Source organism: Micromonospora sp. NPDC048898 (assembly GCF_043198035.1).
In the GTDB taxonomy this organism is placed as follows: Bacteria; Actinomycetota; Actinomycetes; order Mycobacteriales; family Micromonosporaceae; genus Micromonospora.
Genome location: NZ_JBICUF010000005.1, coordinates 290,414 through 314,280 on the forward strand (window position 1 = coordinate 290,414; position 23,867 = coordinate 314,280).

The 23,867-nt window shown below is 72.7% G+C and carries 18 protein-coding genes; 8 read left to right on the top strand and 10 right to left on the bottom strand.

The genetic code is table 11. From position 1 onward, the window contains the following. Positions 1 to 8: 8 nt before the first annotated feature. Positions 9 to 608 carry a hypothetical protein gene (locus ACGFIQ_RS17055; protein ID WP_393244511.1) on the top strand — a complete coding sequence of 200 codons (600 nt, stop codon included), beginning with the start codon at positions 9 to 11 and terminating at the stop codon, positions 606 to 608. Positions 609 to 610: 2 nt separating this feature from the next. On the opposite strand, the gene ACGFIQ_RS17060 is transcribed toward ACGFIQ_RS17055, so the two are convergent. Continuing rightward, positions 611 to 1,168, bottom strand: coding sequence for a hypothetical protein (locus ACGFIQ_RS17060; RefSeq protein WP_393244724.1), 558 nt, complete (start codon positions 1,166 to 1,168; stop codon positions 611 to 613). A gap of 194 nt (positions 1,169 to 1,362) precedes the next feature. Between ACGFIQ_RS17060 and ACGFIQ_RS17065 the strand changes: the two genes are divergently transcribed. Beyond that, positions 1,363 to 3,924, top strand: coding sequence for an FtsK/SpoIIIE domain-containing protein (locus tag ACGFIQ_RS17065; RefSeq protein ID WP_393244513.1), 2,562 nt, complete (start codon positions 1,363 to 1,365; stop codon positions 3,922 to 3,924). A gap of 28 nt (positions 3,925 to 3,952) precedes the next feature. Next, complete coding sequence (locus ACGFIQ_RS17070) at positions 3,953 to 4,672, top strand: hypothetical protein (RefSeq protein WP_393244515.1); 720 nt, start codon at positions 3,953 to 3,955, stop codon at positions 4,670 to 4,672. A gap of 142 nt (positions 4,673 to 4,814) precedes the next feature. Here ACGFIQ_RS17070 and folE read toward each other — a convergent pair whose 3' ends face one another. From folE to ACGFIQ_RS17090, 4 genes are all read right to left on the bottom strand, one after another. Further along, positions 4,815 to 5,480 (bottom strand): GTP cyclohydrolase I FolE, encoded by a 666-nt coding sequence (gene folE, locus ACGFIQ_RS17075; protein WP_393244726.1) that lies wholly within the window; start codon positions 5,478 to 5,480, stop codon positions 4,815 to 4,817. Positions 5,481 to 5,515: 35 nt separating this feature from the next. Then, entirely contained in the window at positions 5,516 to 7,534 is a 2,019-nt protein-coding gene (gene ftsH / locus ACGFIQ_RS17080) for an ATP-dependent zinc metalloprotease FtsH (RefSeq protein WP_393244517.1), read from the bottom strand. A 474-nt stretch (positions 7,535 to 8,008) separates the two neighbouring features. Next, positions 8,009 to 8,584 (bottom strand): hypoxanthine phosphoribosyltransferase, encoded by a 576-nt coding sequence (gene hpt / locus ACGFIQ_RS17085; protein WP_179781302.1) that lies wholly within the window; start codon positions 8,582 to 8,584, stop codon positions 8,009 to 8,011. 100 nt (positions 8,585 to 8,684) lie between these two features. After that, complete coding sequence (locus tag ACGFIQ_RS17090; protein WP_393244741.1) at positions 8,685 to 8,834, bottom strand: hypothetical protein; 150 nt, start codon at positions 8,832 to 8,834, stop codon at positions 8,685 to 8,687. Between the two features lie 138 nt (positions 8,835 to 8,972). On the opposite strand from ACGFIQ_RS17090, the gene ACGFIQ_RS17095 reads away from it, so the two are divergent. Further along, a complete protein-coding gene (locus ACGFIQ_RS17095; RefSeq protein ID WP_393244519.1) occupies positions 8,973 to 9,935 on the top strand; it encodes a GlxA family transcriptional regulator in 963 nt (320 codons plus the stop codon). A gap of 218 nt (positions 9,936 to 10,153) precedes the next feature. Here ACGFIQ_RS17095 and tilS read toward each other — a convergent pair whose 3' ends face one another. From tilS to dacB, 3 genes are all read right to left on the bottom strand, one after another. After that, positions 10,154 to 11,146, bottom strand: a complete 993-nt coding sequence (gene tilS / locus ACGFIQ_RS17100) for a tRNA lysidine(34) synthetase TilS (protein ID WP_393244521.1) — start codon at positions 11,144 to 11,146, stop codon at positions 10,154 to 10,156. Positions 11,147 to 11,156: 10 nt separating this feature from the next. Next, the gene (locus tag ACGFIQ_RS17105; RefSeq protein WP_357554603.1) at positions 11,157 to 12,227 is read right to left on the bottom strand and encodes a zinc-dependent metalloprotease; all 1,071 of its coding nucleotides are present in this window, start codon (positions 12,225 to 12,227) and stop codon (positions 11,157 to 11,159) included. A gap of 102 nt (positions 12,228 to 12,329) precedes the next feature. Then, positions 12,330 to 13,952, bottom strand: a complete 1,623-nt coding sequence (gene dacB, locus ACGFIQ_RS17110; protein ID WP_393244728.1) for a D-alanyl-D-alanine carboxypeptidase/D-alanyl-D-alanine-endopeptidase — start codon at positions 13,950 to 13,952, stop codon at positions 12,330 to 12,332. 423 nt (positions 13,953 to 14,375) lie between these two features. Here dacB and ACGFIQ_RS17115 point away from each other — a divergent pair, with 423 nt between their 5' ends. Then, positions 14,376 to 14,882 (top strand): inorganic diphosphatase, encoded by a 507-nt coding sequence (locus ACGFIQ_RS17115; protein WP_109816465.1) that lies wholly within the window; start codon positions 14,376 to 14,378, stop codon positions 14,880 to 14,882. 31 nt (positions 14,883 to 14,913) lie between these two features. Here ACGFIQ_RS17115 and eccD read toward each other — a convergent pair whose 3' ends face one another. Then, positions 14,914 to 16,317 (bottom strand): type VII secretion integral membrane protein EccD, encoded by a 1,404-nt coding sequence (gene eccD, locus ACGFIQ_RS17120; protein ID WP_393244524.1) that lies wholly within the window; start codon positions 16,315 to 16,317, stop codon positions 14,914 to 14,916. A 101-nt stretch (positions 16,318 to 16,418) separates the two neighbouring features. Between eccD and eccCa the strand changes: the two genes are divergently transcribed. The 3 genes from eccCa (at position 16,419) to ACGFIQ_RS17135 (ending at position 22,644) form a co-directional block, all read left to right on the top strand. Further along, positions 16,419 to 20,399 carry a type VII secretion protein EccCa gene (gene eccCa, locus ACGFIQ_RS17125; RefSeq protein WP_393244526.1) on the top strand — a complete coding sequence of 1,327 codons (3,981 nt, stop codon included), beginning with the start codon at positions 16,419 to 16,421 and terminating at the stop codon, positions 20,397 to 20,399. A 74-nt stretch (positions 20,400 to 20,473) separates the two neighbouring features. Further along, positions 20,474 to 21,811 (top strand): type VII secretion-associated serine protease mycosin, encoded by a 1,338-nt coding sequence (gene mycP, locus ACGFIQ_RS17130; protein ID WP_393244528.1) that lies wholly within the window; start codon positions 20,474 to 20,476, stop codon positions 21,809 to 21,811. 41 nt (positions 21,812 to 21,852) lie between these two features. Then, positions 21,853 to 22,644 carry a phosphatase PAP2 family protein gene (locus ACGFIQ_RS17135; protein ID WP_393244529.1) on the top strand — a complete coding sequence of 264 codons (792 nt, stop codon included), beginning with the start codon at positions 21,853 to 21,855 and terminating at the stop codon, positions 22,642 to 22,644. Between the two features lie 36 nt (positions 22,645 to 22,680). Here ACGFIQ_RS17135 and ACGFIQ_RS17140 read toward each other — a convergent pair whose 3' ends face one another. Further along, positions 22,681 to 23,859, bottom strand: a complete 1,179-nt coding sequence (locus tag ACGFIQ_RS17140) for a MarP family serine protease (protein WP_357075551.1) — start codon at positions 23,857 to 23,859, stop codon at positions 22,681 to 22,683. Between the last annotated feature and the right edge of the window lie 8 nt (positions 23,860 to 23,867).

The following is a 23,867-nucleotide window of genomic DNA, read 5'->3' on the forward strand; positions in this document are numbered from 1 at the left end:
GCGCGGGCATGACCGGACCGCTGCCGGACCCGTTCGCCGACCAGCCCGACTGGGCGCCCCGGCCACCCCGCCCGCTGGCTGTCGTGCCCGCCACCGAACGGGTGGAGCTACGAGGGCGACGGGTGCTTGTCGGTCTGCCGGGGTTGGGCTGGCGGGGAGACCTCCGCGCGGACGACCGGGTCGTGCAGAGCGCCCGGACCTACGTGCCCGTGATCCCCGAGCACGAGTGGTACCGAGCCGAGGCCGACCAGATCGAGGTGTTCGCGCCGCTGGTGCCGGTGGAACGGGTCTGGGTGGAGACTGTTGGCAGCCGGCCAGAGTCCGAGGCTCCCCGCGAAACGGGCATGCGATTGGTCTCGCTGGACGGCCCCGCACACCGAACCCCGACACCCGTCTTCGAGGCCGACGCCCTCACCGGCCGTCGGGTGGTGCATGTCGAGGGCGGTCTGGAGCATCGCGACCTGCGAGCAGTCACCGAAACCTACTCCGGTGCCGAGGGGGACATCTGCGTGCGGATCACGCCGGAGGTGGAGTGGTACCGCTGGGCCTGGCGCGGCCAGTCACCCACCACGTTGGAGGTTCCAGTCCACCTGCTGTGGATTGAATAACGTCAACCTATTTTGACGCCCCCACAGACCCGCCAGTCTTCCTGTTTCCTCACGTCGAACTGCCAAGTGTCGGTCAAGCTCTGCTGAATACCGTCGACGGTGGCGCTGCGGCGGATTACTGTCGCGACGGAGGCCGTATCACCTTCGTCCTTGACGTCAAGGCTGCCCCAGCTGACCAGAATTGTGACGTCAAGTTCCTGCTCACGGGTAAGCAGGTCGGCTCGTAGCGAGCGAAGCGGCTCCAGGTTGGCGCCGCCCTCGCAGGTGAATAGGTTTGCTCGCGCATCGTTACGGTCGACGAGGAATGCACGCAGATAGTTGTCCACCACCACGTCTGGCGCGCTGCGGTCCGGGGCGGACGCGCGGTGGTACAGAACGAGGCCCGTGACGAGCCCGCCGAGGCAGAGCAGCGCGAGCACCCCGGCGACGACTGTGAGCACCGTGCGCATTCGGCGGCGCGGCGGCTGCGACTCCGGCGGCCCCGGGGCGGGCGGCAGTTGCTCGGGTGGTGTCCGCTGGGCCGGTACGCGGGAGACCTGGGAACCGGCGGGGGGCTGCACTGATTCCACCTCCTGACGTTATCGGCTGGACGGCCCGGAGCCAATGCCTCAGATCCAGCGGATCGTGACGGACCCCTACCCATCGGTGAGATCCACGACATCACCGGCGCAGCGCCGTGGCACCTCCCGGAGGAGCAGCCTTGACTGGGATACCGTCTCTGCTCGGGAGGGGTTGCCAACCTCGGGCAGAGGGGGTGGACGCGGTGGCCGGTCCGAAGTCACGCACGAACCGCGCCGCGGCTCTGCATCGCCGGGCGGCGGCTGTCGCGACCGCTGCCGCCGGGATTCTGGACGAGACGCGGCCGGCCCCTGCCGACCAGCGCCGCCAGTACGAGCTGGCCGATCGCCTTCGGGCGGTCGCCGCGCGGTTGGCCCCGGGTTGGTCGGGCGCTGCGTTGGATTCCCTCACCGTGGACTCGCCGGCGGGTGACGGCCCTCCGCCGTTCGTCCGGGTCGGCACGGCGGCACCGTTGGACGACGCCCGCTTTCCGGCGTTGGTGCCACTTGTCGGCACGGGTCACCTGAGCGTGGACGCCGACGCTCGGGAGCCACGGGTGGCCGGGTTGCTCCGGGCCGTACTCCTGCGGTTGGTGGCCGCGACTCCGGCGGGCGCGCTGTTGGTTCGCGCGGTGGATGCCACGGGTGCCGCGCTGGCACCGTTCGGAGCGCTCGCTGATGCTGGTCTGCTGCCGCCTCCGGCGGTGGACGTGGCGGGTCTGCGTGCGGTGCTGACGGAGGCGGAGCAGTGGGTCACTCCGGGGGCGAGTGGGCGGCGCCGCCACGACCGCACGCTGTTGCTCGTGTTCGCCGCTCTGCCGGAGTCGACCGGCCCGACCGATCTGGCGCGGATCGAGGCGCTGGCCGAGCAGGGGCCTGCCGCCGGCCTGCACCTGATGGTGGCCGGGTGGCATCCGGCCGGTCCGCACGCGGTTCGGGCACCGCTGCCGCGCAGCACACCGCTGGCGCTGCGTAACTCGTACGCGCTGCTCGGTGACCCACCGTCGTCGTCCTTTGCCGGTCCGGGGGCGGATCCGCCGGGCGGGTTGAACTCACCGGTCTTCGTGGAGTCGGACCCGCCGGCTGACCTGGTCGACGCGGTCTGTCGGCGGCTTGCCGCGCAGGTGGAGGCTGGCTCGCGGTTGGGGTTGGCGGCTCTGCTGCCGCCAATGGGTGACCGGCTGTGGGAGTCGGATCCCACGGACGGGTTGACCACCACGGTTGGCGATGCCGGCGGGCGGTCGGTGCCGCTGGGCTTCACCGAGCTGACCCCGCACTGGCTGGTCAGTGGGCGGTCCGCGGCGGGTCGCGCGGCGTTCCTGACCACCGCGATGCTGGGCCTCGCCGCCCGTTACGGCCCGGACGAGCTGATGCTCTACCTGGTGGATCTCGGCGACGGTGAGTCGTTCGTGGAGTTTCTGCAGACCGAGCGGGACCGGTCGTGGATTCCGCAGGTGCGTGCGGCGGCGATGGCCGCCGATCGGGAGTACGTGCGGGACCTGCTCGACGAGTTGGCGGCCGAGGTGCAGCGTAGGGCGGAGGCTGGGGCGCGGGCTGGCGGCCAACGTTTCGCCGAGCTGCGTCAGCATCAGCCGCTGCCCCGGATCGTGTGCGTGTTGGATAACGTGCCGCTGCTCTTCGCCGAGCGGGACCGGCTGGCCACCGAGGTGGCCGCCCAGTTGGACGGGCTGGCTCGGGCCGGGCGGGCGTACGGCGTGCACCTGGTGTTGGCCGGTGCGGGCGAGTTGGGGTTGAGTGCCCGCGCGGAGAAGGGGCATCGGGATTCGGTGCTCGGGCAGTTTCCGGTACGGGTGGCGCTGCCGGGCGGCAGTCCGGTGCTGGAGCCGACGAACGACTCGGCCGCGGGCCTGCCGGTGGGCAGTGCGGTGGTGAACACTGCCGGCGGGCTCGGTGGCCCCCGGGGCGCGATCCGAGGTCACGAACGACTGATCCGGCACCCCGATCCGCAGGACCACCCGCAGGTGGTGGAGGGGCTTCGGCGCGAGCTGTGGGAGGCCCGTCCGGCCGGGTCGGTGCCGCCGGTCGTGTTCGCCGGGTACGCCCGCCCTCTGCTCGGCAACGATCCGCGGCACCGGGCGGCGTTGGCGGGGCAGTCGCACGGGCCGGCCGCCCTGCTGGGCCGCGCCGTGGATGTGGCCCGTTCGACGGTCGCCGTACCGCTGGGGCCGGCTGCGGGCCGCAACCTCGCGGTGCTCGGATCGGATGCGGCGGCGGGCGGGCTGTTGGCGACGGCAGCTCGCAGCACAGCAGACCATCATGCGCCGGGCACCGCCCGCTTCCTGGTGGCGGCACCGGACCCGGGCGCCCGGGCGCTGGCGGAGGCGTTGACCGCGGAGCTGGCGACCCGGCATTCGGCCGAGCTGGTGGATGTGCCGACGCTGCTCGCGGATCCGGCCGACGACCTGCCGACGTATCTGGTGGTCTTCGGTCTGGACCGGCCGGGCCCACGGGAGTTGCCGGTGGACCGGCTTCGTGCGCTGCTGCGGGACGGGCCGCCGGCGGGCCGGCACCTGCTGGGCTGGTGGCGTGCGGTGCCGCCGTTCGCCGCACTGCTCGAACCAGCCGGCGAGATCGACAAGCTGGCCGCCGTGGTCGTGCTGGACGTGCCGGTCGCGCAGCTCACCGCGGTCTTCGGGCGGCCGGTGGAGTGGCGGGGTCGGCACGACCGGGCGGTGCTCTGGGACGGTCCGGACGAGCGGGGCACGGTCCTGGTGCCGTTCGCCGACGAGGCCGGGTGATCCGGTGGCGCGGGCAGGGGGTGTCGAGATGGGTCCGAAGGCGACGGTGACCGGGCCGGGGCGGCAGCGGGTCCCCACGGCGAGCGAGGACGCCACGCAGACGACGGTCGAGCCCAGCTCGGCCTGGGCGGAATACCTGGCCGCGGCCCGCCAACTGGACGGGGTACGCCGCAGTGCGGCTGCCGCCGCCGGTGAGCAGGCCCGGTCGGCCCAGACCGCCCGGGAGGAGTTGACGGTGGTCCGTACCGGGCTGGCGAGCCAACAGGAACGGCTGCGCGAGCTGGGCGTACCAGCGATTTCCCTGGTGCCGTCGCCACCGGAGCTGAGCGAGGCGTCCCGGTCGATGGCGGGCGGCCCGGCGGCCGTGCTGGCGGCGCTGCGGGTCGCGCGGGGCCGGGCCGAGGCGGCGGACGCGACACTGGCCGCGCGGCGCCGGTTCCGACCGGGGGCCTGGCCCGCGCGGATGCGCAACCTGCTGGTGTACGGACCGTTCGCGCTGGTGGTGCCGCTGATCCAGGTTGCGGTGTACGCGGCGACAGGAGTGGGAGCGGCAAGTGTGGCCGCGTTGATCTGTGGGTTGCCGATGCCGGCTGTCGCGTTCGTCGCCGGCTGGGTGGGCATCGGGCGGTTGTTCCGCGTGAGCCCCGCCGAGCGACTGGACCGGACGGTGCGCTTCGGCGCGCTGGTGTGCCTGGTGCCGGCGGTGCTGGTAACGGCCGGCCTGCTGCTGGTCCTGCTCGCCGGCTGATCCGCCGGTCCGCCGGAGACGTGCCGGGACGAACCGCCCGGCTCGTCGGGGACGGCAGGGGGGACGCATCTGGCGGGGACGGGCCGGAACGCAGTGGCCGGCCGCCCCGGAAAGGGTCGGCCGGCCGTCGTGCATCGGAACGTCAGCGGGGGATGATCAACGCCATCGCCTCGGCACGGGACTTGGAGTCCGTCTGCAGGATGCCGCGCACCGCCGACGTGATGGTCTGGGCACCGGATTTCTGGATCCCGCGCATCGCCATGCACATGTGTTCGCATTGCAGCACGACGACGACGCCACGTGGTGCGAGTTTGCTCATCAGCAGGTCGGCGACCTGCGAGGTGAGCCGCTCCTGAACCTGGGGTCGGCGAGCGAAGACCTCGACGAGTCGGGCCAACTTGGACAGGCCGGTGATCCGCCCATCGGGGCCGGGGATGTAGCCGATGTGCGCGCTACCGCGGAACGGCAGCAGGTGGTGCTCACAAAGGCTCATCACGTCGATGTCCCGGACGATCACCAGCTCTTCGTGGTTGGCCTCGAAGGTGGTGCTGAGCACCTGAGCCGGGTCGACGCGCAGGCCGGCGAAGAGTTCGGCGTACGCGCGGGCGACCCGGGCCGGGGTCTGCTGGAGACCGTCCCGGTCGGGATCCTCGCCGACCGCGATCAGGATCTCGCGGACGGCCTTCTCGATCCGGCCGAGGTCGACGGCGTCCTCCACCGGGCGACCGGTCAGCTTGCCACTGATCAGCCGCGCGGCCACGTAGTCCAACTCGTCGTCGCCGTCGGGTTCGGTCGCGGAGACGGCCAGCTCCCGGTGAGGGGAGCTGGCCGTCGGGTCGTTACTCAGTGCGTACCGTCCGAGTTGTTGGACGGTGCCCCACCGCCGACCGACGCCTGCGCGCCGTCGGCCTGGGCCTGCGCCTTGAGCTTGTCCTTCTCCGAAGGGGTGAGCACGGGCGGCTCGGTGGAGGGCTGACGCTTGCCGAAGCCGTTGTACGGCGCCAGCGGCGGGCGCTTGACCACCCGGGAGCAGATCCGCGCCATGTCGGCCGTGGAGAGGGTTTCCTTCTCCATCAGCTCGAGCACGATGTTGTCCAGGACGTCCCGGTATTCCACCAGGATCTCCCAGGCCTCGTCGTGCGCCAGCTCGACAAGTGCCCGCATCTCGCCGTCGATCTCGGCGGCCACCGAGTCCGAGTAGTCCCGCTCGTGGCCCATGTTGCGGCCGAGGAACGGCTCGTCCCCGCTGGTGCCGTACTTGATCGCGCCGAGCTTGGAGCTCATGCCGTACTGGGTGATCATCGCGCGGGCCAGTTGGGTGGCCTTCTCGATGTCGTTGCCGGCACCGGTGGTGGGCTCGTGGAAGACCAGCTCCTCGGCCGCCCGGCCGCCCAGCGCGTACGCCAGGGTGTCGATCATCTCGGCGCGGGTCTGGGTGTACTTGTCTTCGGTGGGGAGCACCAGGGTGTGGCCCAGCGAGCGACCACGGGACAGGATCGTCACCTTGTGCACCGGTGCGGCGTGCGGCAGCGCCCAGGCGACAAGCGCGTGCCCACCCTCGTGGTACGCGGTGATCTTCTTTTCCTGGTCGCTCATGACGCGGGTCCGACGCTGCGGACCGGCGACCACCCGGTCGATCGACTCTTCGAGCGAGTCGTTGCTGATCGCCCGCTGGTCCTTGCGAGCGGTGAGCAGTGCGGACTCGTTGATCACGTTGGCCAGGTCGGCGCCGCTGAAGCCCGGGGTGCGCCGTGCCACCGCGTCGAGGTCGACGTCGGGGGTGAACGGCTTGCCCTTGGCGTGCACCCGCAGGACGGCCTTGCGGCCCTCCATGTCGGGGGCGTCCACCGGGATCTGCCGGTCGAACCGACCGGGGCGCAGCAGCGCGGGGTCGAGGATGTCCGGCCGGTTGGTGGCCGCGATCAGGATGACCCCGCCCTTGGTGTCGAAGCCGTCCATCTCGACGAGCAACTGGTTGAGCGTCTGCTCGCGCTCGTCGTGACCGCCACCCATGCCGGCGCCACGGTGCCGGCCGACGGCGTCGATCTCGTCGACGAAGACGATCGCCGGGGCGTTGGTCTTGGCCTGCTCGAAGAGGTCGCGGACCCGGCTGGCGCCGACACCGACGAACATCTCCACGAAGTCGGAGCCGGAGATCGAGTAGAACGGCACCCCGGCCTCGCCGGCGACCGCGCGGGCCAGCAGCGTCTTGCCGGTGCCGGGCGGGCCGAACAGCAGCACACCCTTCGGGATCTTGGCGCCCAGAGCCTGGTACTTCGCGGGGTTCTGGAGGAAGTCCTTGATCTCGTGCAGCTCCTCGACGGCCTCATCGGCACCCGCGACGTCCGCGAAGGTCGTCTTCGGAGTGTCCTTGGTGATCATCTTCGCCTTGGACTTGCCGAAGTTGAGCACCCGGGAGCCGCCGCCCTGCATCTGCGACATGAAGAACAGCAGCAGGAGGACGAGCAACGCGATCGGCAGCAGGTTGACCAGCAGGCTCACCCAGATGCTGTCCGAGGAGACCTTGGCGTCGGCCGGACCGGTGACGCGGTTGGCCGCCTTGGCGTCCAGCACCTCGTTCCAGATCTCGTCGCCGACCTGGTACGGGAATTGAGCCTCGATCTTGTTGGTCTCGGTCTTGCCGAACTTGGTCTTCTGGGCCAGGTCCAGTTGGAGCGTCTGCTCCTTGTCCTGGAAGACCACCTTGTTGATCTTGGCGGTGTGGAGCTGATCGAGCGCAACGGAAGTGTCCACGCGGTGGTAGCTGGGACCAGCGGTGAACAGCTGACTGAGCACAACTGCGCCGAGGATGACCAGGATGATCCAGACCACCGGTCGGCGGAAGAAACGCGTACGTTCCATACTGTTGTCGAGCGCCGGAGCGCCCGCATCCTCCTGATCGACGTCCTGACCATCTGATTGGTGTCGCCGCGGTGAGCGGCGGCCGGAGCTGCCATGCGGGGCGGCCTCGACCCCCGAGGCGCCAAAACTGCCGCGCCGCGGTCATTCGACGGTACACCGTGTACGCGAGGAGCGAGCTCGCGAGCCCCGCACTCGGCGCACCTTTGATATCGATGGCACGCACCGTGGGCAGGCCCACCAGCCCCGCGACCCGCGTACGGCGGGTCCGGCTGGAACCGGCGTGGCGGGGAGTCCGGCCCGGCCACCTGGCGGCCCGGTCGAGCGGCCGAGAGGGGTCGGGCGCGGAGTAACCTCCGGGCCACCGGGTCCACGGTAGTCGCAACAGCTGAGAGCGCGCTGAACGTCGGCTTGATGGGTGCCGATGCGAGTCGACCTCACGCTCCTCCGGGCCCGCCCGGAGGGTCGCGGCGGGCGTCAGGAGCGGGCGTAGACCTCGGGCTTGAGCACCCCGACGTAGGGCAGCTCCCGGTAGCGCTCACCGAAGTCCAGGCCGTAGCCGACGACGAACTCGGTGGGGATGTCGAAGCCGACGTACTTGACCGGGACCGGCACCTTGACCGCGTCCGGCTTGCGGAACAGCGCGACGACCTCGACGCTCGCCGCGGAGCGGGACTCCAGGTAGCGCAGCAGCCAGGAGAGCGTGAGCCCGGAGTCGACGATGTCCTCGACGACCACCACGTGCCGACCGGCGATGTCCCGGTCCAGGTCCTTCAGGATGCGGACCACCCCGGACGAGGTGGTGCCCTGGCCGTACGAGGAGATGGCCATGAAGTCGAGCTCGGCCGGGGGGCCGTTGCGGCCCAGCGCCCGGGCGAAGTCGGCCATGAACATCACCGCGCCCTTGAGTACGCACACCAGCAGCAGGCCGTCAGTCACGTGGGAGTAGTCGGCGGAGACCTGCTTGGCCAGCTCCGCCGTCTTCTCGCGAATCTGCGCCTCCGAGATGATTACGTGGTCGATGTCGGCGTCGTACCAGGAGCCGTCAGCCATGACTCCTAGCCTGCCGTACGTCGGATGGCCTCCGTCGGCGGGGCCGCACCTTTCGGCGCGGTCCCGCCCGGGATTTTCTGGGCAAATGATGCTAATCGCATCAGTTGGTGCGTGACCGCCAGCGGCGACCGCCGTCGCTGGGCTTCCAGTCGGCCGAATCGTGACTGTCGGCGGTGAGGCCGGCCGCCGAGGCGGCGACGAGCAGGACAAGGAACAGGAGGAAGAACAGGAACTCCATGGCGGCGCTCACTTTCGCATGATTGCTGTCGGTTTCGCCGCCGGTGCGCACCGGACTGACACCAGTCTCCGACCACTCACCCCGATCAGACAGTGGCAGTGATGCCACTGAGCATCGATTTACTGCCACCACTGGGGTTACCCTCGTCACATGCTCCGGTCCGTTGCCGTTCTCGCCCTCGACCAGGTCGCCCCCTTCGAGCTCGGCGTGCTCGCCGAGGTGTTCGGCACCGACCGAACCGCCGACGGTTTTCCCGGCTACCGCTTCCAGGTGTGCAGCCCGGACGGCGCTCCGGTGCGTACCTCGTCCGGCTTCCACCTCACCCCGCACGCCGACCTCGGCCCGGTCGACGAGGCCGACCTGGTGGCCATTCCCGCGCACAGCCAGGGCACCAGCGTCCCCAGCCCGGTGCTCGACGCGCTACGGCGGGCCGACGCCCGCGGAGCGCACCTGTTCAGCGTCTGCTCCGGGGCCTTCCTGCTCGGCGAGGCCGGGCTGCTCGACGACCGGGAGTGCACGACCCACTGGCGGTACGTGGACGAGCTGCAACGCCGGCACCCACGCGCCCGGGTGCGCTGCAACTCGCTCTACGTCCAGGACGGCCGGCTGCTCACCAGCGCCGGCACGGCCGCCGGCATCGACGCCTGCCTGCACCTGATCCGCCAGGAACACGGCTCGGCCACCGCGACCCGGCTGGCCCGGCGGATGGTGGTCCCGCCGCACCGCGACGGCGGCCAGTCCCAGTACGTCGAGGCACCCATCCCGAAGGCGCCCGAGGCGCCCACCCTGGAGCCGGTGCTGGAGTGGCTGATGGGGCACCTGGACCGAACGACCACCGTGGAGGAGTTGGCCGCCCGCGCCGGTATGGCACCACGCACGTTCGCCCGCCGGTTCCGCGCCGAGACCGGCACCACCCCACACGACTGGCTCACCAACCAACGGGTGCTGCTCGCCCGACGGCTGCTCGAAGAGACCCCGTTGAGCGTGGAGGCCGTCGCCGACCAGTCCGGCTTCGGCGACGCCGCGGCGCTACGCCACCACTTCACCCGCCGGGTCGGCGCCACCCCACACAGCTACCGGACCACCTTCCGGGACCGGGCGCACAGCGGCTGAGGCTGCTCGGCACCGGCTCGTAGCGCCGGATGACCCGGGCCGGCGGCCGACCGATGCACCCCTTTGCTCTGCACCCGCCCGTGCACCGCGCACGGTCCGTAACTGGCGCATGGGCGGGTGCAGAGCAAAGGGCCCGCAGGGGTGGTGGGCAGGGGTGGTGGCCGGGTGGTGGGGCGGGTCCCCGGCGGGGTGCGTTAGAGGTGTCGATCGGCGACGGATCAGCCGGGACTCAGCGGCGACAGTCGGCCGCCGCGGCGGAGCACCCCGACACCCCCGGGCAGATCGGTCGGGCCCTGGCCGTGCCAGTCGGTGACCAGGGCGTCCAGGGCGGCGACGTGCCGGTGCGACAGCGCTCCCGGCGAGGCACCCAGCTCACGCGCCCAGGAGTGCAGCACCCGGCCACGCACCGCGGGAGCCAGACCGGCCAGCGCGGGCACGGAGAGCCCTCCGTCGGGGCACCGTGCCGCAGCCAGCGCCGCCGCCGCCACCTCGTCGAGCGCGGCGTTGTCCGCCGCCACCAACCCGGCGGTACGCGCGAGGTTGTCCACCACGCCGGGCCCGAGCGCCCGCACCAGCGCCGGCAGCAGGTCGGCCCGCACCCGGGAGCGGGCGTACGACGGGTCGGTGTTGTGCGGGTCCTGCCACGGGCTCAGCCCGAGCACGGCACACGCGGCGCGAGTCTGCTCCCGACCGATCTCCAACAGCGGGCGCAGCAGCGGCACCCCGCCCAGGTCCCGCCGGGCGGGCATCCCGGCCAGCCCTCGGGGGCCGGCACCCCGGGCGAGCGCCAGCAGCACCGTCTCCGCCTGGTCGTCGCGGGTGTGACCGGTGAGCACCGCGACGGCGTGCTGCTGCCGGGCCACCTCGGTCAGCGCCTCATAACGCGCCTCCCTAGCTGCCGCCTCCGGCCCGCCCGGACGCCCGGCCACCTCCACCCGCACCACTGTCGCCGACGCGAAACCGACATCGGCGGCCCAGGCGGCCACCGCCTCGGCACGCTCCGCGGAGCCGACCTGCAGGTCGTGGTCGACAGTGACGAGCAGTGCGGCGCGGCCCAGCCGAGGCGCCACGAACGCGGTGGCCGCCGCGAGGGCGAGCGAGTCGGCTCCGCCGGAGCAGGCGACAAGCACCGGCCCGCCGGACGGCAGGCCGGTCAGGGCGCGACGGACCGCCACCCGGATCGCGGCCACTGGCGGGGCGAGCGCGGCCACCGCTGGAAAATCAGCCAGCGGCCGGGACGGTGCCGGCCGGGCCGTGCACCCGGGCCACCCAGGCATCCGGGTCACCCAACTCGGACAGCCGGGGCAGCGTGAGCGGCGAGTTGAAGATCGAGTTGAACCCGTCCATGCCGACCCGCTCCACCACGCCGTGCACGAACTTGCGTCCCTCGGCGTACTGGCGCATCTTGACGTCCACCCCGAGCAGCCGGCGGATGGCCTTCTCCAGCGGGTTACCCGCCTCCCGGCGTCGGTTGAACGACGCCCGGATCTGCCCCACGCTCGGGATCACCTGCGGGCCGACACCGTCCATGACGAACTCGGCGTGCCCCTCCAGCAGGGTCATCAACGCGGTGAGCCGGTCCAGCACGGCCCGCTGCGCCGGGGTCTGCACGATGTCCAGCACGCTGGTGCGGCTCTCCGGGTCACGGACCGCCTCGGACAGCGTGGCCACCCCCCGCCGCAGCCGCTCCACCAGGTGTTCGCTCCCGCTGGACGAAGCGTCCACGAACGCCTGCACCTCGCCCAGGAAGTAGCCCCGCATCCACGGGACGGCGGTGAACTGGGTCCGGTGGGTGACCTCGTGCAGGCACACCCAGAGCCGGAAGTCCCGTGGGTCGGCACCGAGCTTGCGTTCCACCTCGACGATGTTCGGGGCGACCAGCAGCAGTTGACCCGGGTCGGCCGAGAAGACCTCGTACTGCCCGAGCACCCGGCCGGAGAGGTAGGCCAGCACCGTGCCGGCCTGCACCCCGGTCAGCCGGGACCCGACCGCCTCGGTCAACGCGCCCGGCTGCTTGTCGCCGGACAGCCGGCTAACCAGCGGAGTGATCACCTCGCGGAGACCCGCGATGTTCGTCGCGGCCCAGTCACGCCTGTCGACCACCCGGACCGGCGGATGCGCCACCTGCGCCCGCAGCCCCGTGTAGTCGGCCACGTGCCCGGCCGCCTCCTCGGTCAGCCGGCGCAGGTCGCCGACCACGTCGGTAGCCTCGGCATACGACACCCGGGGGCCCGACTTGCTCAACGCCCCCGCGGTGGCGGCGGCCAGATCCCAGTCCACGAACTGCGCCATGGACCCACCGTACCCGCGCCGCGACACCCCGGCCCGGGCTCGCGCCCCCGATCGACAGCGCTGGCGGCCCCGACGGGGACCGGAGGCCCGAAGCGGTGCCGGTCAGCGGCAGCCGCAGCTCGCCAGTGCGGCGGCGATCCGGTCCAGCGCCGGTTGGGCGGTTTCCTTCTCGCCCGGCACCTTGTCGGTGAGCACCGCGAAGGTGAGTAGCCGACCATCGGCGGTGGTGACCAGGCCCGCGATGGAGTGCACGGCAGTCAGTGTGCCGGTCTTCGCCCGGACGCTCCCCGCCCCGCCGGCGGTGCCGGCGGTGTTGCGGTAGCGCTCACCCAGAGTCCCGGACCAGCCGCCCACCGGAAGACCGCCGAAGACACCTGCCAACTCCGGATGGTCCGGGCTCGCCGCCAGTCGGATCAGGTCGGTCAGCAACGACGGGCTGATCCGGTTGTTGCGGGACAAACCGCTGCCGTCGGAAAGCGCGATCTCGTCGGCGGGGAGGCCCAGCTCGGCCACCTCCGCGTCCATCGCGGCAGCGCCGCCGTCGTACGAGGCCGGCTGGTTGCGGGCCAACGCGACCTGACGGGCCAGTGCCTCGGCCACCAGGTTGTCACTCTCGCTGATCATGATGTCGACCAGCCGGATCATCGGCGGCGACAGCACCACCCCCAGCTCGGTGCCCGCCGCCGGGGTGCCACCGGCCGCGGCGGGCGCCGGGGCCGTGCCACGCTTCACGGCGTCCGAAGGCACACCGAGCAGCCGGGCGAACGACCTACCGGCGGCCAGGTCCGGCTCGGCGAACCGCTCCGCGGCGCCGTGTGCGACGCCCGGGTCCCGGCGAGCGCCGTCGGTCATCAACGCCGTCACCGCGCCGCCGGACCCGCCGGTGGGGATGTCGTCGTCCCAGCCCGGGCCGTAGACCGGGCCGGAGTAGACCGAGCCGTCGACTGTGACACTGGTCGGGGCGGTGCCGCCGAGCGCCGTACGCACCTGGGCGGCCAGATCGTCGAGCCGCGCCGCGCCCGGGTAGTAACCCTTCTTGTTGATCGCAAGGGTGGGATCGCCGCCACCGATGATCACCACCTCGCCGGCCTTCGCGCCGGCCACCGCGCGGGTGGGGATCCGGTAACCCGGTCCTCGGGCGGCCAGCGCCGTCACCGCCGTCGCCAGTTTGGTCACCGAGGCGGGCACGGTGCCGTCGTCCGCCCCCTTGGCGAACAGCGTCTGGCCGGAGACGACATCGGCCACCGAGACGTTCACCCGAGGGCCCAGGGCGGCGACCCCGACCAGCGGGTCGAGCGCGGCACGAACCCCGTCCGGGGTGGGCAGCGCGGCGTTCGGGTCCGGGCCGGGCAGCACGTCGGCCGGGTCCGGCTCCGGGGTCACGCCTGCCGCGTTCGGCGGCGACCCGGCGTCGTCGCCCAACCATCCGGCGACCGGACCAGGTCGGACGACGACGACGCCGACGCCGGCGAGCACCAACAGCAGCACGACGGCCAACACCACCGGCAGTCGCCGTCGACGAGCCGGGGCGACGGGCGCTGGTGCCGGCGCGGCACCGGCGGGCGCGGGCAACGCGGAGATCGGCGGACCCAGCGGTGGGACATCGGCACCACCGGCGGTCGGGCCAGGCCACGCGCCGGGCGGAGCCGGGCCCACCGGCACCGACGCGCTGCCACGCGACGGACCACCCGAGGTCGCGCGGGGCGGAGCCGGGCTCACCGGCACGGACGCGCTGCCACGCGGCGGGCCGCTCGTCGGCCGGTCACCGCCGACCACCGGAAGGCGGCCGTTGTTCGGGGTGGGCGGGGGCGAGCCGGCCGGCGGGCGCCAGGGCAGCGGCGGGGTCGGCTCGGCGGCCGGGGTCGTTGGCTCGGGAGCCCGTGGAAGGTGGGCCTCCGGCACCGGAACCCGCCCCGTGGCACCACCGGATCCGGATCGTCCGGTACCGTGCCCGGAGCCCCCGTCCGGGCGGTAGTGTGAATCTTCCCTCCCCACGACCCCCTCCTCCCCCAGCGAAAATCGGCTTGGGTGACACTACTTCGGTCCGAAGACTATGCGGCGGCCGGAGTCGGCGGGTGGGCATTCACCTGTCCGGAGGGGCCGCCAGTGGTTCCGTTAGCCAGCGTGGGCAGACGAGGGAGCGTGCAGATGGATTTCGACGTGACGGTTGAGATCCCCAAGGGTCACCGGAACAAGTACGAGGTGGACCACAAGACCGGCCGGATCCGGCTGGACCGCACCCTCTTCACCTCCACTCAATACCCGGCCGACTACGGGTTCATCGAGGGCACTCTGGGCGAGGACGGCGATCCGCTGGACGCGCTGGTGCTCGTCCCCGAGCCGACCTTCCCGGGCTGCCTGATCCGCTGCCGCACCATCGGCATGTTCCGGATGACCGACGAGAAGGGCGGGGACGACAAGGTCCTCTGCGTGCCCTACGAGGACCCTCGCCAGGAGCACCTGCGCGACATCCACCACCTCGGCGAGTTCGACCGGCTGGAGATCCAGCACTTCTTCGAGGTGTACAAGGACCTGGAGCCCGGCAAGTCGGTGGAGGGCGCGACCTGGGTCGGCCGCACCGAGGCCGAGGCCGAGATCCACGCCTCCTACCAGCGGGCCCGCGACGCCGAGGCGCGCGGCGAATCCGCCCACTGACGACCGCTGACGCACCGGGCCCGGGGGCCGCTCAACCGAGCAGCCCCCGGGCCCGGTCGTACAGGTCGAGCACCGCGCACGCGATCGGCACCACGGCGACCACCAGGGCCGTGTCGGTGAGATCCGCGACCCTCCCGAGGTACGGCGAGACCGGCCGGCGGGCGTATCCGGTGCCGCCGGCGGCGGCCACCAGGGCCAGCACCGCACCGCCCAGGACCAGCGCCAGTCGCCCGGCGTCGTCGGCCCGGTCGACGAGCACCGCGCCCAGCACGGCGTAGCCGGCCAGCCCGGCGAGCACAGTCGGCACCCGGTGCCGCAGTGCCACGAACAGCCGCGACCGCAGCAGCAGCACGGCCGAGGTGACCGCCAGCAGCACCCGGCCGGCCGTCGCGCCGGCGACACCGAGTACGACCGCCGCGACCACCGCCAGCAGCGCGTGCCCGATCAGCATCCCGGTGAGCACCTCCTCGGTGCGGGTCACCGCGGCATGTACCCGGCTCCGGTCCGGCAGGTCCCGGGCCCGTTCCGGCCCTTCGGTGGGGGTCGCGGTCGGCAGGGTGATCGGCGGCAGGGGCAGCTTGCCCAGCCGGATGGCCAGCAGCGGTATCACGCCGATGGCGAAGACGAGGGCACTGAGCAGCACCGCCGCCGTGCCGGCCGGGGTCAGCAGCAGCCCACCGAGCGCCGCCCCGGCGCCGAGCAGGCCGACCGTGACGCCGGCCACGAAGACCCGCAGTCGGCTGGCCACCCCGAGCAGGCCGATCAGCGCCACCAGCAGCAGCGCCACCGCACCGGCCAGCAGCTCGGGTGCGCCCAGCCAGCGGGCCGGCCCGAAGGGCCCGACCGGGTCGCCGGAGCCGACCGCGAGGGCGCCGGCCATGAACGCGTACGGCAGCGCGTAGCCACCGAGCGTTGCCCCGGCGGTGCCGTCGCCGTTGGCGCGGGAGGCCACCGTGCCGGCGACGGTGAGCAGCAGCGCCACCGCGGCGGCCACCAGCCAGCCGGCCCGGTGCGCGGGGCCGCCGACGAGCAGGGCGAGCAGCCCGACGGAGAGCGGGACGGCGGCACCGGCCAGACCGGCGGCCCGGGTGGCGGTGGGCGACCAGGCACCGCCACGGCGGCGGGCACCGTCGGCGATCGCCTCGACCACGTCGTCGTACTCCAGCTCGGGCCAGTGCGCGCGGGCCGGCACGAGGTGCAGCACCTCGCCGTCGCGGACGCCCTGGGGCAGTAGCGCCTGTGCGGTCGTGAGCAGCGCGCCGTCGGTGCGGCGGAGGACCCACCCGCCGTGCTGTTCACCGTCGTCGGCGAGCCCGACACCGGCGTGTCGGAGCACGTCGGGCAGCAACTCGGCCAGGGGCACCTGCTCCGGCAGGGCGACGTCCACCCGTCGTTGCGGCGCGCTGATGGTGACGCGGGCCAGCCCGGTAGTCATCGACTGGTCTCCATATCGAGGGGGATCGGAGGCTGCGCGGACGACAGGACTTTACCTACCATGAGTCCGGTTCGGGTTACCCAGCGCTGTCAGGAGGTCGGTTGTCCACCGTCGTCATCAAGCGCCCGCCGCGTCGACCGGCGCCGGAGATCCCCGCTGGCGAACTGCCGGTCGAGGCGCCGCCGGAGATCCCCGTGGTTGCCGGCGGGCGGTGGCAGCAGATGCTCATGCTGCTGCCGATGCTCGGGGGCACGGTGGCGATGGCGATGATGTTCGGCCGGGGCGGCGGCGCCTACTCGTACGTGGTGGGTGGGATGTTCGGGCTCTCCTCGCTGGCGATGCTGGTGACCTCCTGGGGCAGCGCCTCCGGCACACCGAAGAAGTCCGAGATGATGGCCGCCCGCAGGGAGTACCTGCGCCACCTGGCCACGCTGCGGCGACGGGTCCGCCGCACCGCGGGACAGCAGCGGGCCGGGCTCTACTACCGGCACCCGGACCCGGCCGGGCTCTGGTCGACGGTGGACAGTCACCGGGTCTGGGAGCGGCGGCCCGCCGACCCGGACTTCGCGGTGGTGCGGGTCGCCGTCGGGCCGCAGACCCTGGCCACCCCGCTCGTCCCACCGGTCACCCGGCCGCTGGAGGAGTTGGAGCCGATGACCGCCGGCGCGCTGCGCCGCTTCCTGGACGCGTACTCCGTGGTGCCGGACCTGCCGGTGGCCCTGTCGTTGCGCAGCTTCGCCCGGGTGCACGTGCGAACCGCCGGCCGGAGCGGGGGTGGCACCCCGACCACCGGCGGGCCACCCACCGGCGACCCGGCGGCGCAGTCGCTGGTCCGGGCCGTGCTGACCCAGCTCGCGGTCTTCCACGCCCCCGACGAGCTGCTCGTCGCGGTCTGCGCCGGGCCCGAACGCCGGGCCTGCTGGGAGTGGGTGAAATGGCTTCCGCACGCGCACCATCCGAGCCGCACCGACGCGCTCGGCCCGGTACGCCTGGTCACCAGCTCCGCCGCCGGGTTGGAGCGGCTGCTGGCCGACGTGCTGGCCAGTCGGTCGCGGTTCAGCCCGGCCGGTCCGGCCACCGACGGCCCGCACGTGGTGGTGGTCCTCGACGGCGGCGACCTGACCGGCGCCAGTGACCTGACCGGTGACGGCGGCATCGACGCGGTCACCGTGCTGGACCTGGACACCCCGCCGCCTCGGCTGCTCGACAGGTACGCGCTGTTGCTGGAGTTGCACGGCCGACGGCTGCACTCGTGGTCGTCCGACGGGCACGCCGAGGTGGGCACCGCCGACCAGCTCGACCTCGCCGACGCCGAGGCGATCGCCCGGCGGCTGGCGCCGCTGCGGCTCGCCGGCGCGGCACGCGGACCGGACGCCCCGCTCCAGGCCGATTTGGGTCTTCCCGAACTACTCGGGCTCGGTGACCCGGAGAGCTTCACCGCCGAGCAGGGCTGGCTGCCGCGCTCGGCACGGGACCGGCTGCGGGTGCCGATCGGGGTGGGCGCGGACGGCGGCGCCATCGAGCTGGACCTCAAGGAGTCCGCCCAGGACGGGATGGGCCCGCACGGCCTGCTCATCGGGGCGACCGGCTCCGGCAAGTCCGAGTTGCTGCGCACGCTGGTGCTGGGGCTGGCCGCCACGCACAGCTCGGAACAGCTCAACTTCGTGCTCGTCGACTTCAAGGGTGGCGCCACCTTCGCCTCGTTCGACCGGCTGCCGCACACCGCGGCCGTGATCACGAACCTGGCCGACGCGCTGCCCCTGGTCGACCGGATGGTCGACGCGATCAACGGGGAGCTGGTCCGCCGCCAGGAGCTGCTGCGCCGCGCCGGCAACTTCGCCAGCGTGCGCGACTACGAGCGGGCCCGGGCGGCCGGCAGTCCACTGGCTCCGCTGCCGTCGCTGCTGCTGATCTGCGACGAGTTCTCCGAACTGCTCTCCGCCAAGCCCGACTTCATCGACCTGTTCGTGCAGATCGGCCGGCTGGGCCGGTCGCTCGGTGTGCACCTGCTGCTCGCCAGTCAGCGGCTGGAGGAGGGACGGCTGCGCGGGCTGGACACCCACCTCTCCTACCGGATCGGTCTGCGTACCTTCTCCGCGTTGGAGTCGCGCACCGTGCTCGGGGTGCCGGACGCGCACGAGCTGCCCCGCTCGCCGGGTCACGGCTACCTGCGCGCCGGCACCGACCCGCTGGCCCGGTTCAAGGCCGCGTACGTCTCCGGTGCCGTCCGCCGGCGGTCCGCGACGGCCGGTGTCACCGCCGAGGGGGGCGCCCGGCTGCTCACCTTCACCACCCACGTTGTGCCGGTGCCCGAGCCGGCGACCCCGGTCGTGCCCGTCGTGGCGGAGGAGGAGGACCGGGAGACCCTGCTCGACCTGCTGGTGGACCGGCTCGTCGGGCAGGGCCCGCCGGCGCACCAGGTCTGGCTCCCGCCGCTCGGTCAACCGCCGGCCCTGGACGAGCTGCTCGGCCCGGTCGAGGTGGACCCGAAGCGTGGGCTCACCGTGGGCAACCCGGAGCTGCACGGCTCGCTCGGAGTGCCGCTCGCCGTCGTCGACAAGCCGTTGGAGCAGCGCCGGGACCTGCTCTGGCTGGCGTTGGACGGCGCCGCCGGGCACGTCGCGGTGGTCGGTGCGCCGCAGAGCGGCAAGTCCACAGCCCTGCGCACGCTGATCTGCGCGTTGGCGCTCACCCACACCCCGGCCGAGGTGCAGGTCTACTGCCTCGACTTCGGAGGCGGCGGTCTGGCCGCGCTGCGCGACCTCCCGCACGTGGGTGGGGTGACCGGCCGGGCCGACCCGACCGCCGTACGACGCACCGTCGGCGAGATGACCACGCTGCTGGCCGATCGGGAACGCCGCTTCGCGGAGCTGGGCGTGGAGTCGATGGCGGTGTACCGGCAGCGCCGGGCCGCGGCGGGGACGACAGGCCAGCCCGGGGCCGATCCCTTCGGCGACGTGTTCCTGGTAATCGACGGTTGGAGTACGGTCCGCGGCGAGTACGACGACCTGGAACCGCTGGTCACCGACCTGGCCACCCGGGGCCTGTCGTACGGGCTGCACGTGGTCGCCACCGCGCTGCGCTGGCTGGACTTCCGTCCGGCGATCCGGGACCTGTTCGGCTCGCGGCTGGAGCTGCGCCTCGGTGACCCGTCCGACTCGCTGGTGGCCCGGCGTGCCGCCGCCAACGTACCGGAGCGCTCGGGGCGGGGGGTGACAGCGGAGGGCCTGCACTTCCTCACCGCGCTGCCCCAACTGACCGGCATCGGGGACACCCCCGATCTGGTCAAGCGGGTCGCCGGCAGTTGGGACGGGCCGCCGGCGCCCCGGGTCCGGCTGCTCCCGCCGGTGCTGCCGTACGCCGATCTGGACCTCGCCGCGACGAGCGGGCTGCGGTTGCCGATCGGGATCGCGGAGGCGGACCTGCGTCCGGTGGTGCTCGACTTCGCCACCGAGCCACACTTCGTGGTCTTCGGGGACTCGGAGTGCGGCAAGTCGTCGTTCCTGCGGGCGCTGGCCACGTCGATCATTACCCGGTTCACTCCCGAGCAGGCCCGGGTGATCCTTGTCGACTACCGGCGCAGCCTGCTCGGTGCCATCGAGACGCCGCACCTGATCGGGTACGGCACCGCCGCGGCGCACACCGCCGACCTGGTCGAGTCGGCCGCCGGTTACCTGGAGCGGCGGGCTCCGGGGCCGGAGGTCACCCCGCAGCAGTTGCGCGACCGATCCTGGTGGTCCGGGCCGGAGCTGTTCGTGCTGGTGGACGACTACGACCTGGTGGCCGCCGGGCCGGCCAACCCGTTGCGCGCGTTGGAGGAGCACCTGCCGCACGCGCGGGACGTCGGGCTGCACCTGGTGCTGGCTCGCCGGTCCGGTGGTGCGGGCCGCGCCCAGTACGAGCCGATCGTGCAGCGACTGCGGGAACTCTCCACCGCCGGTCTGGTGATGGCGGGCAGCCCGGAGGAGGGTGCACTCGTCGGCCCGGTGCGGCCGGGGCCGCTGCCGCCGGGGCGTGGTCGGCTGGTCACCCGACGGGAGGGCGTACGCCTTGTTCAGCTCGCGCAACTGCCGCCGCAATGACCTGACTCGCCGGTTCTTCCCGTGACGGGTGGGGAAACCGGTAATCTCCGATCGTCATGGTTCCGTCGGGATGAATGGCTGGGGATGTGACAGGGGTGCGGCACAGCGGTCCGTCGGCGGCCCGACGGGCGACCGTCCGGGCGTTGCTCGGTGTGGCCGCGGCGCTCACCGTCGTGGCGCCGACCGCGGCGGCCGTGCCCGTCACCGCGCCCAGCCGTGGCGGGCAGCTTGCCGGCGCGCCGCTGGCGTTCGCCCCCGGCGACACCGTCGCCCGCACCGACCAGGTCCGCGACGAGCAGTGGCAGCTCGACGAGTTGCAGGCCGAGACCGCCTGGCGCAGCTCGACCGGGCGGGGCGTGACAGTCGCCGTGGTCGACTCCGGGGTGGACGGTAGTCATCCCGACCTGGTCGGTCAGGTGCTGCCCGGTCAGGATCTGGTCGGCCCCGCCGGGGGTCCGGGCCCGGATCCGGTGGGGCACGGCACGACTGTCGCCGGCCTGATCGCCGGCCGCAAGGACGACAAGCGGGGCGTGGTCGGCCTCGCACCGGACGCGCGGATCCTGCCGGTCCGGGTGCTCGACGAGGACAATCGCTACGACGACGCGCTGATCGTCGCCCAGGGGGTTCGCTGGGCGGTCGACCACGGCGCCCGCGTGATCAACCTGTCGTTGGGCGGCAGTGGCGACAGCCCGGCCCTGGCGGCGGCCCTGGACTACGCGTTCGTCCGGGACGTGGTCGTCATCGCCTGCACCGGCAACCTGGCCACCTCCACAAGCACCAAGGTGTGGTATCCGGCCCGTGAGCCGGGCGTCGTCGCGGTCACCGGCCTGGAGCGCAACAGCGAGAACCTGTGGTCCGGCTCAATCACCGGCCGGCCGACGGTGCTCAGCGCTCCCGCCACCGGGCTGGTCGGCGCCAAATCCCCGAGCGGGTACTGGCGGGTGCAGGGCACCAGCTTCGCCGCACCGCTGGTGGCGGCGACCGCCGCGCTGGTCCGGTCCCGCTATCCGCAGATGCCCGCGGGTGAGGTGGTCAACCGCTTGCTGGCCACCGCCCGGGATCTTGGTCCGACCGGTCGGGACGACCGCTTCGGGTACGGGATGGTCGACCCGGTTGCCGCGTTGACCGCCCAGGTGCCGCCGGTGACCGCCAACCCGCTGGACGACCAGACGTCGCCGGGTGTGACCGGCTTCGGTGCGGCTCCCGGCTCGGCCGACGCCTCGGTGTCCGGCGCCGGCAGCGATCCGCTCGGTCTCGCCGCTCCCCATCAGCAGACCCGGTGGAGGGCCCGGGCGGCAGGTGGCCAGGACACGTCGGCACCGGAGCAACTGTGGACCGGGCTCGTGCTCCTCGTCGCGCTGACCGGTGGCGCCACCCTGCTGGTGCGCCGACTCCGTCAGCGGTCCCGTTGACCGAGGGCTGACCGGCCGTTCGGTGGGGTAGAACGGTTCCCATGAACGCGCCCGGCCCACGTACTCTCGGCACCGCCCGGCACCCGTCCTGGCGGCACCGCCGACTCGACCCGGACCATCCGCTGGGGCTGCGGCTGACCCTGGCCGCGACGGCGGCCTTCCTGGTGCTTGTGCCCTTCACGCTGCTCGCGCTGCTGGTCCTCGGCACCTGGGCGCCGCTGCACCGGCTGGACACGGCGGTCACCGACGGGCTGCACGGCTATGCGCTCGAGCACCCGGCCTGGGTCGTGCTGATGCGGATCTGGAGCGAGGTGTTCGCGCCGATGCCGCTGCGGGCCGTCACCCTGCTCCTGGTGATCTGGCTGCTGCGCCGGGGAGCCCGCCAGCTGGCCCTCTGGGTGACCACCACCATGGTGGTGGGTGGGTTGTTCGGCCCGTTGCTGAAGCTGCTCGTCGGGCGGGACCGCCCGGAGCTGTTGGACCCGGTGGCGCGGGCCGCCGGCTACTCGTTCCCCTCCGGTCACGCGCTGAACGCCACCCTGACCGCCGGGGTGCTGCTGCTGGTGTTCCTGCCGTACGTCGGCCGGGGAGTGGCACGGGCCGCGCTCTGGGTCGCCGCACTGCTGCTCACCGTGGTGACCGGGTTGAGCAGGGTGGCGCTCGGTGTGCACTTCACCAGCGACGTGCTGGGCGGTTGGCTGCTCGGTGTGGCGGTGGTCGCGGCCACCACCGCCGCGTTCACCAGTTGGCGTGCGCACACCGGCCTTCGGCCGGTCCAGCCGACCCGCGACGGCGTCGCTCCCGAGGTCGAACGGCACCCCGGGGCGGTCTGAGGCCCGCGCCCGCCCCCAGCTGACCCCGTTCGGCGGTCAGGTGCACTCGCCGGTGCCGACCTGCCGGTTGCGTTCGGCACCGGCCAGCGCCACCGGGCGGGCCTCGGCCGCGGTCACCGCGAAGCCGGTGTTCGGATCGTCGGCCACCGCCGCGAAGATCACGCCGAGGACCAGGCCGTTGGCGGACAGCAACGGCCCCCCGGAGTTACCGCTGCGGACCAACGCCCGGATCGTGTAGACCTCCCGGGTCACGTCCTTCGCGGAGTAGATGTCCGGTCCGGTGATCTGGTCGACGTCGCGGACCCGCGCCGACTGGGCGTTGTAGGGGCCGTCGAGCGGAAACCCGAGCACGATGGCGTCCGAGCCGCTGCCCGCGTTGCCGGCGGCGAACCGCAGGGACGGGCCGGGCAACCCGGGCACGAGCAGCACGGCCAGGTCCCGGTCCGGGTCGTAGACCACCACCTTGCCGTCGTACCGTTCGCCGCCCAACTCCACGGCGACCGAGCGGGTGCCGGCGACGACGTGCGCGTTGGTCATCACCCGGTCGTCGGCGTACACGAAACCGGAGCCCTCGATGCGACGTGAGCAACTGGGCGCGGAGCCGAGCACCTTGACGACCGACCGTTGACCGTTGACCACCACCTGCGAACCGGCCAGCGCCGGGTCGGGCGGGTCGACCTGCCGGGCCCGGGTGGGCGCGAGGTCACCGAAGACGTCCGGGAAACCGTCGGTGTCGAGCGTGTCCTGCAACGCCGTGGTGAGGTCGTGGGCCTCGTTCGGCAGGACCCGGTTGACCACCGTGATCAGCGCGCTGTTGCGCACCGCCGCGGCGATCCAGGGCACCGCGGACGAGCCGAACGGCACGGCGATCAGCCAGGCGAACAGGAGCACCGCGAGCAGTGAGACGACCGCCCCGCCGATGTCGTCGGCCCGCCTGCCCACGTCACTGGTGATCGTCTTACGCAGGCGTGAGCCGAGCCAGCCGGCCAGCGCCTGCCCGATCACGGCCAACCCGAAGATCACCACCAGCGAGATCAGCACCCGGGCGACCGGATCCACGAACTGCCTGGCGAACAGCGGCCCGAGCTGGAGACCCAGCAGGAGACCCAGGAAGAACCCGGCGAGCGACAGGATGCCGATGGCGAAGCCCTGGCGGTATCCGCTGATCGCGAACAGAAGCATGAGCAGGAGCAGGAGCAGATCCACGACGGACACGGGTCAAG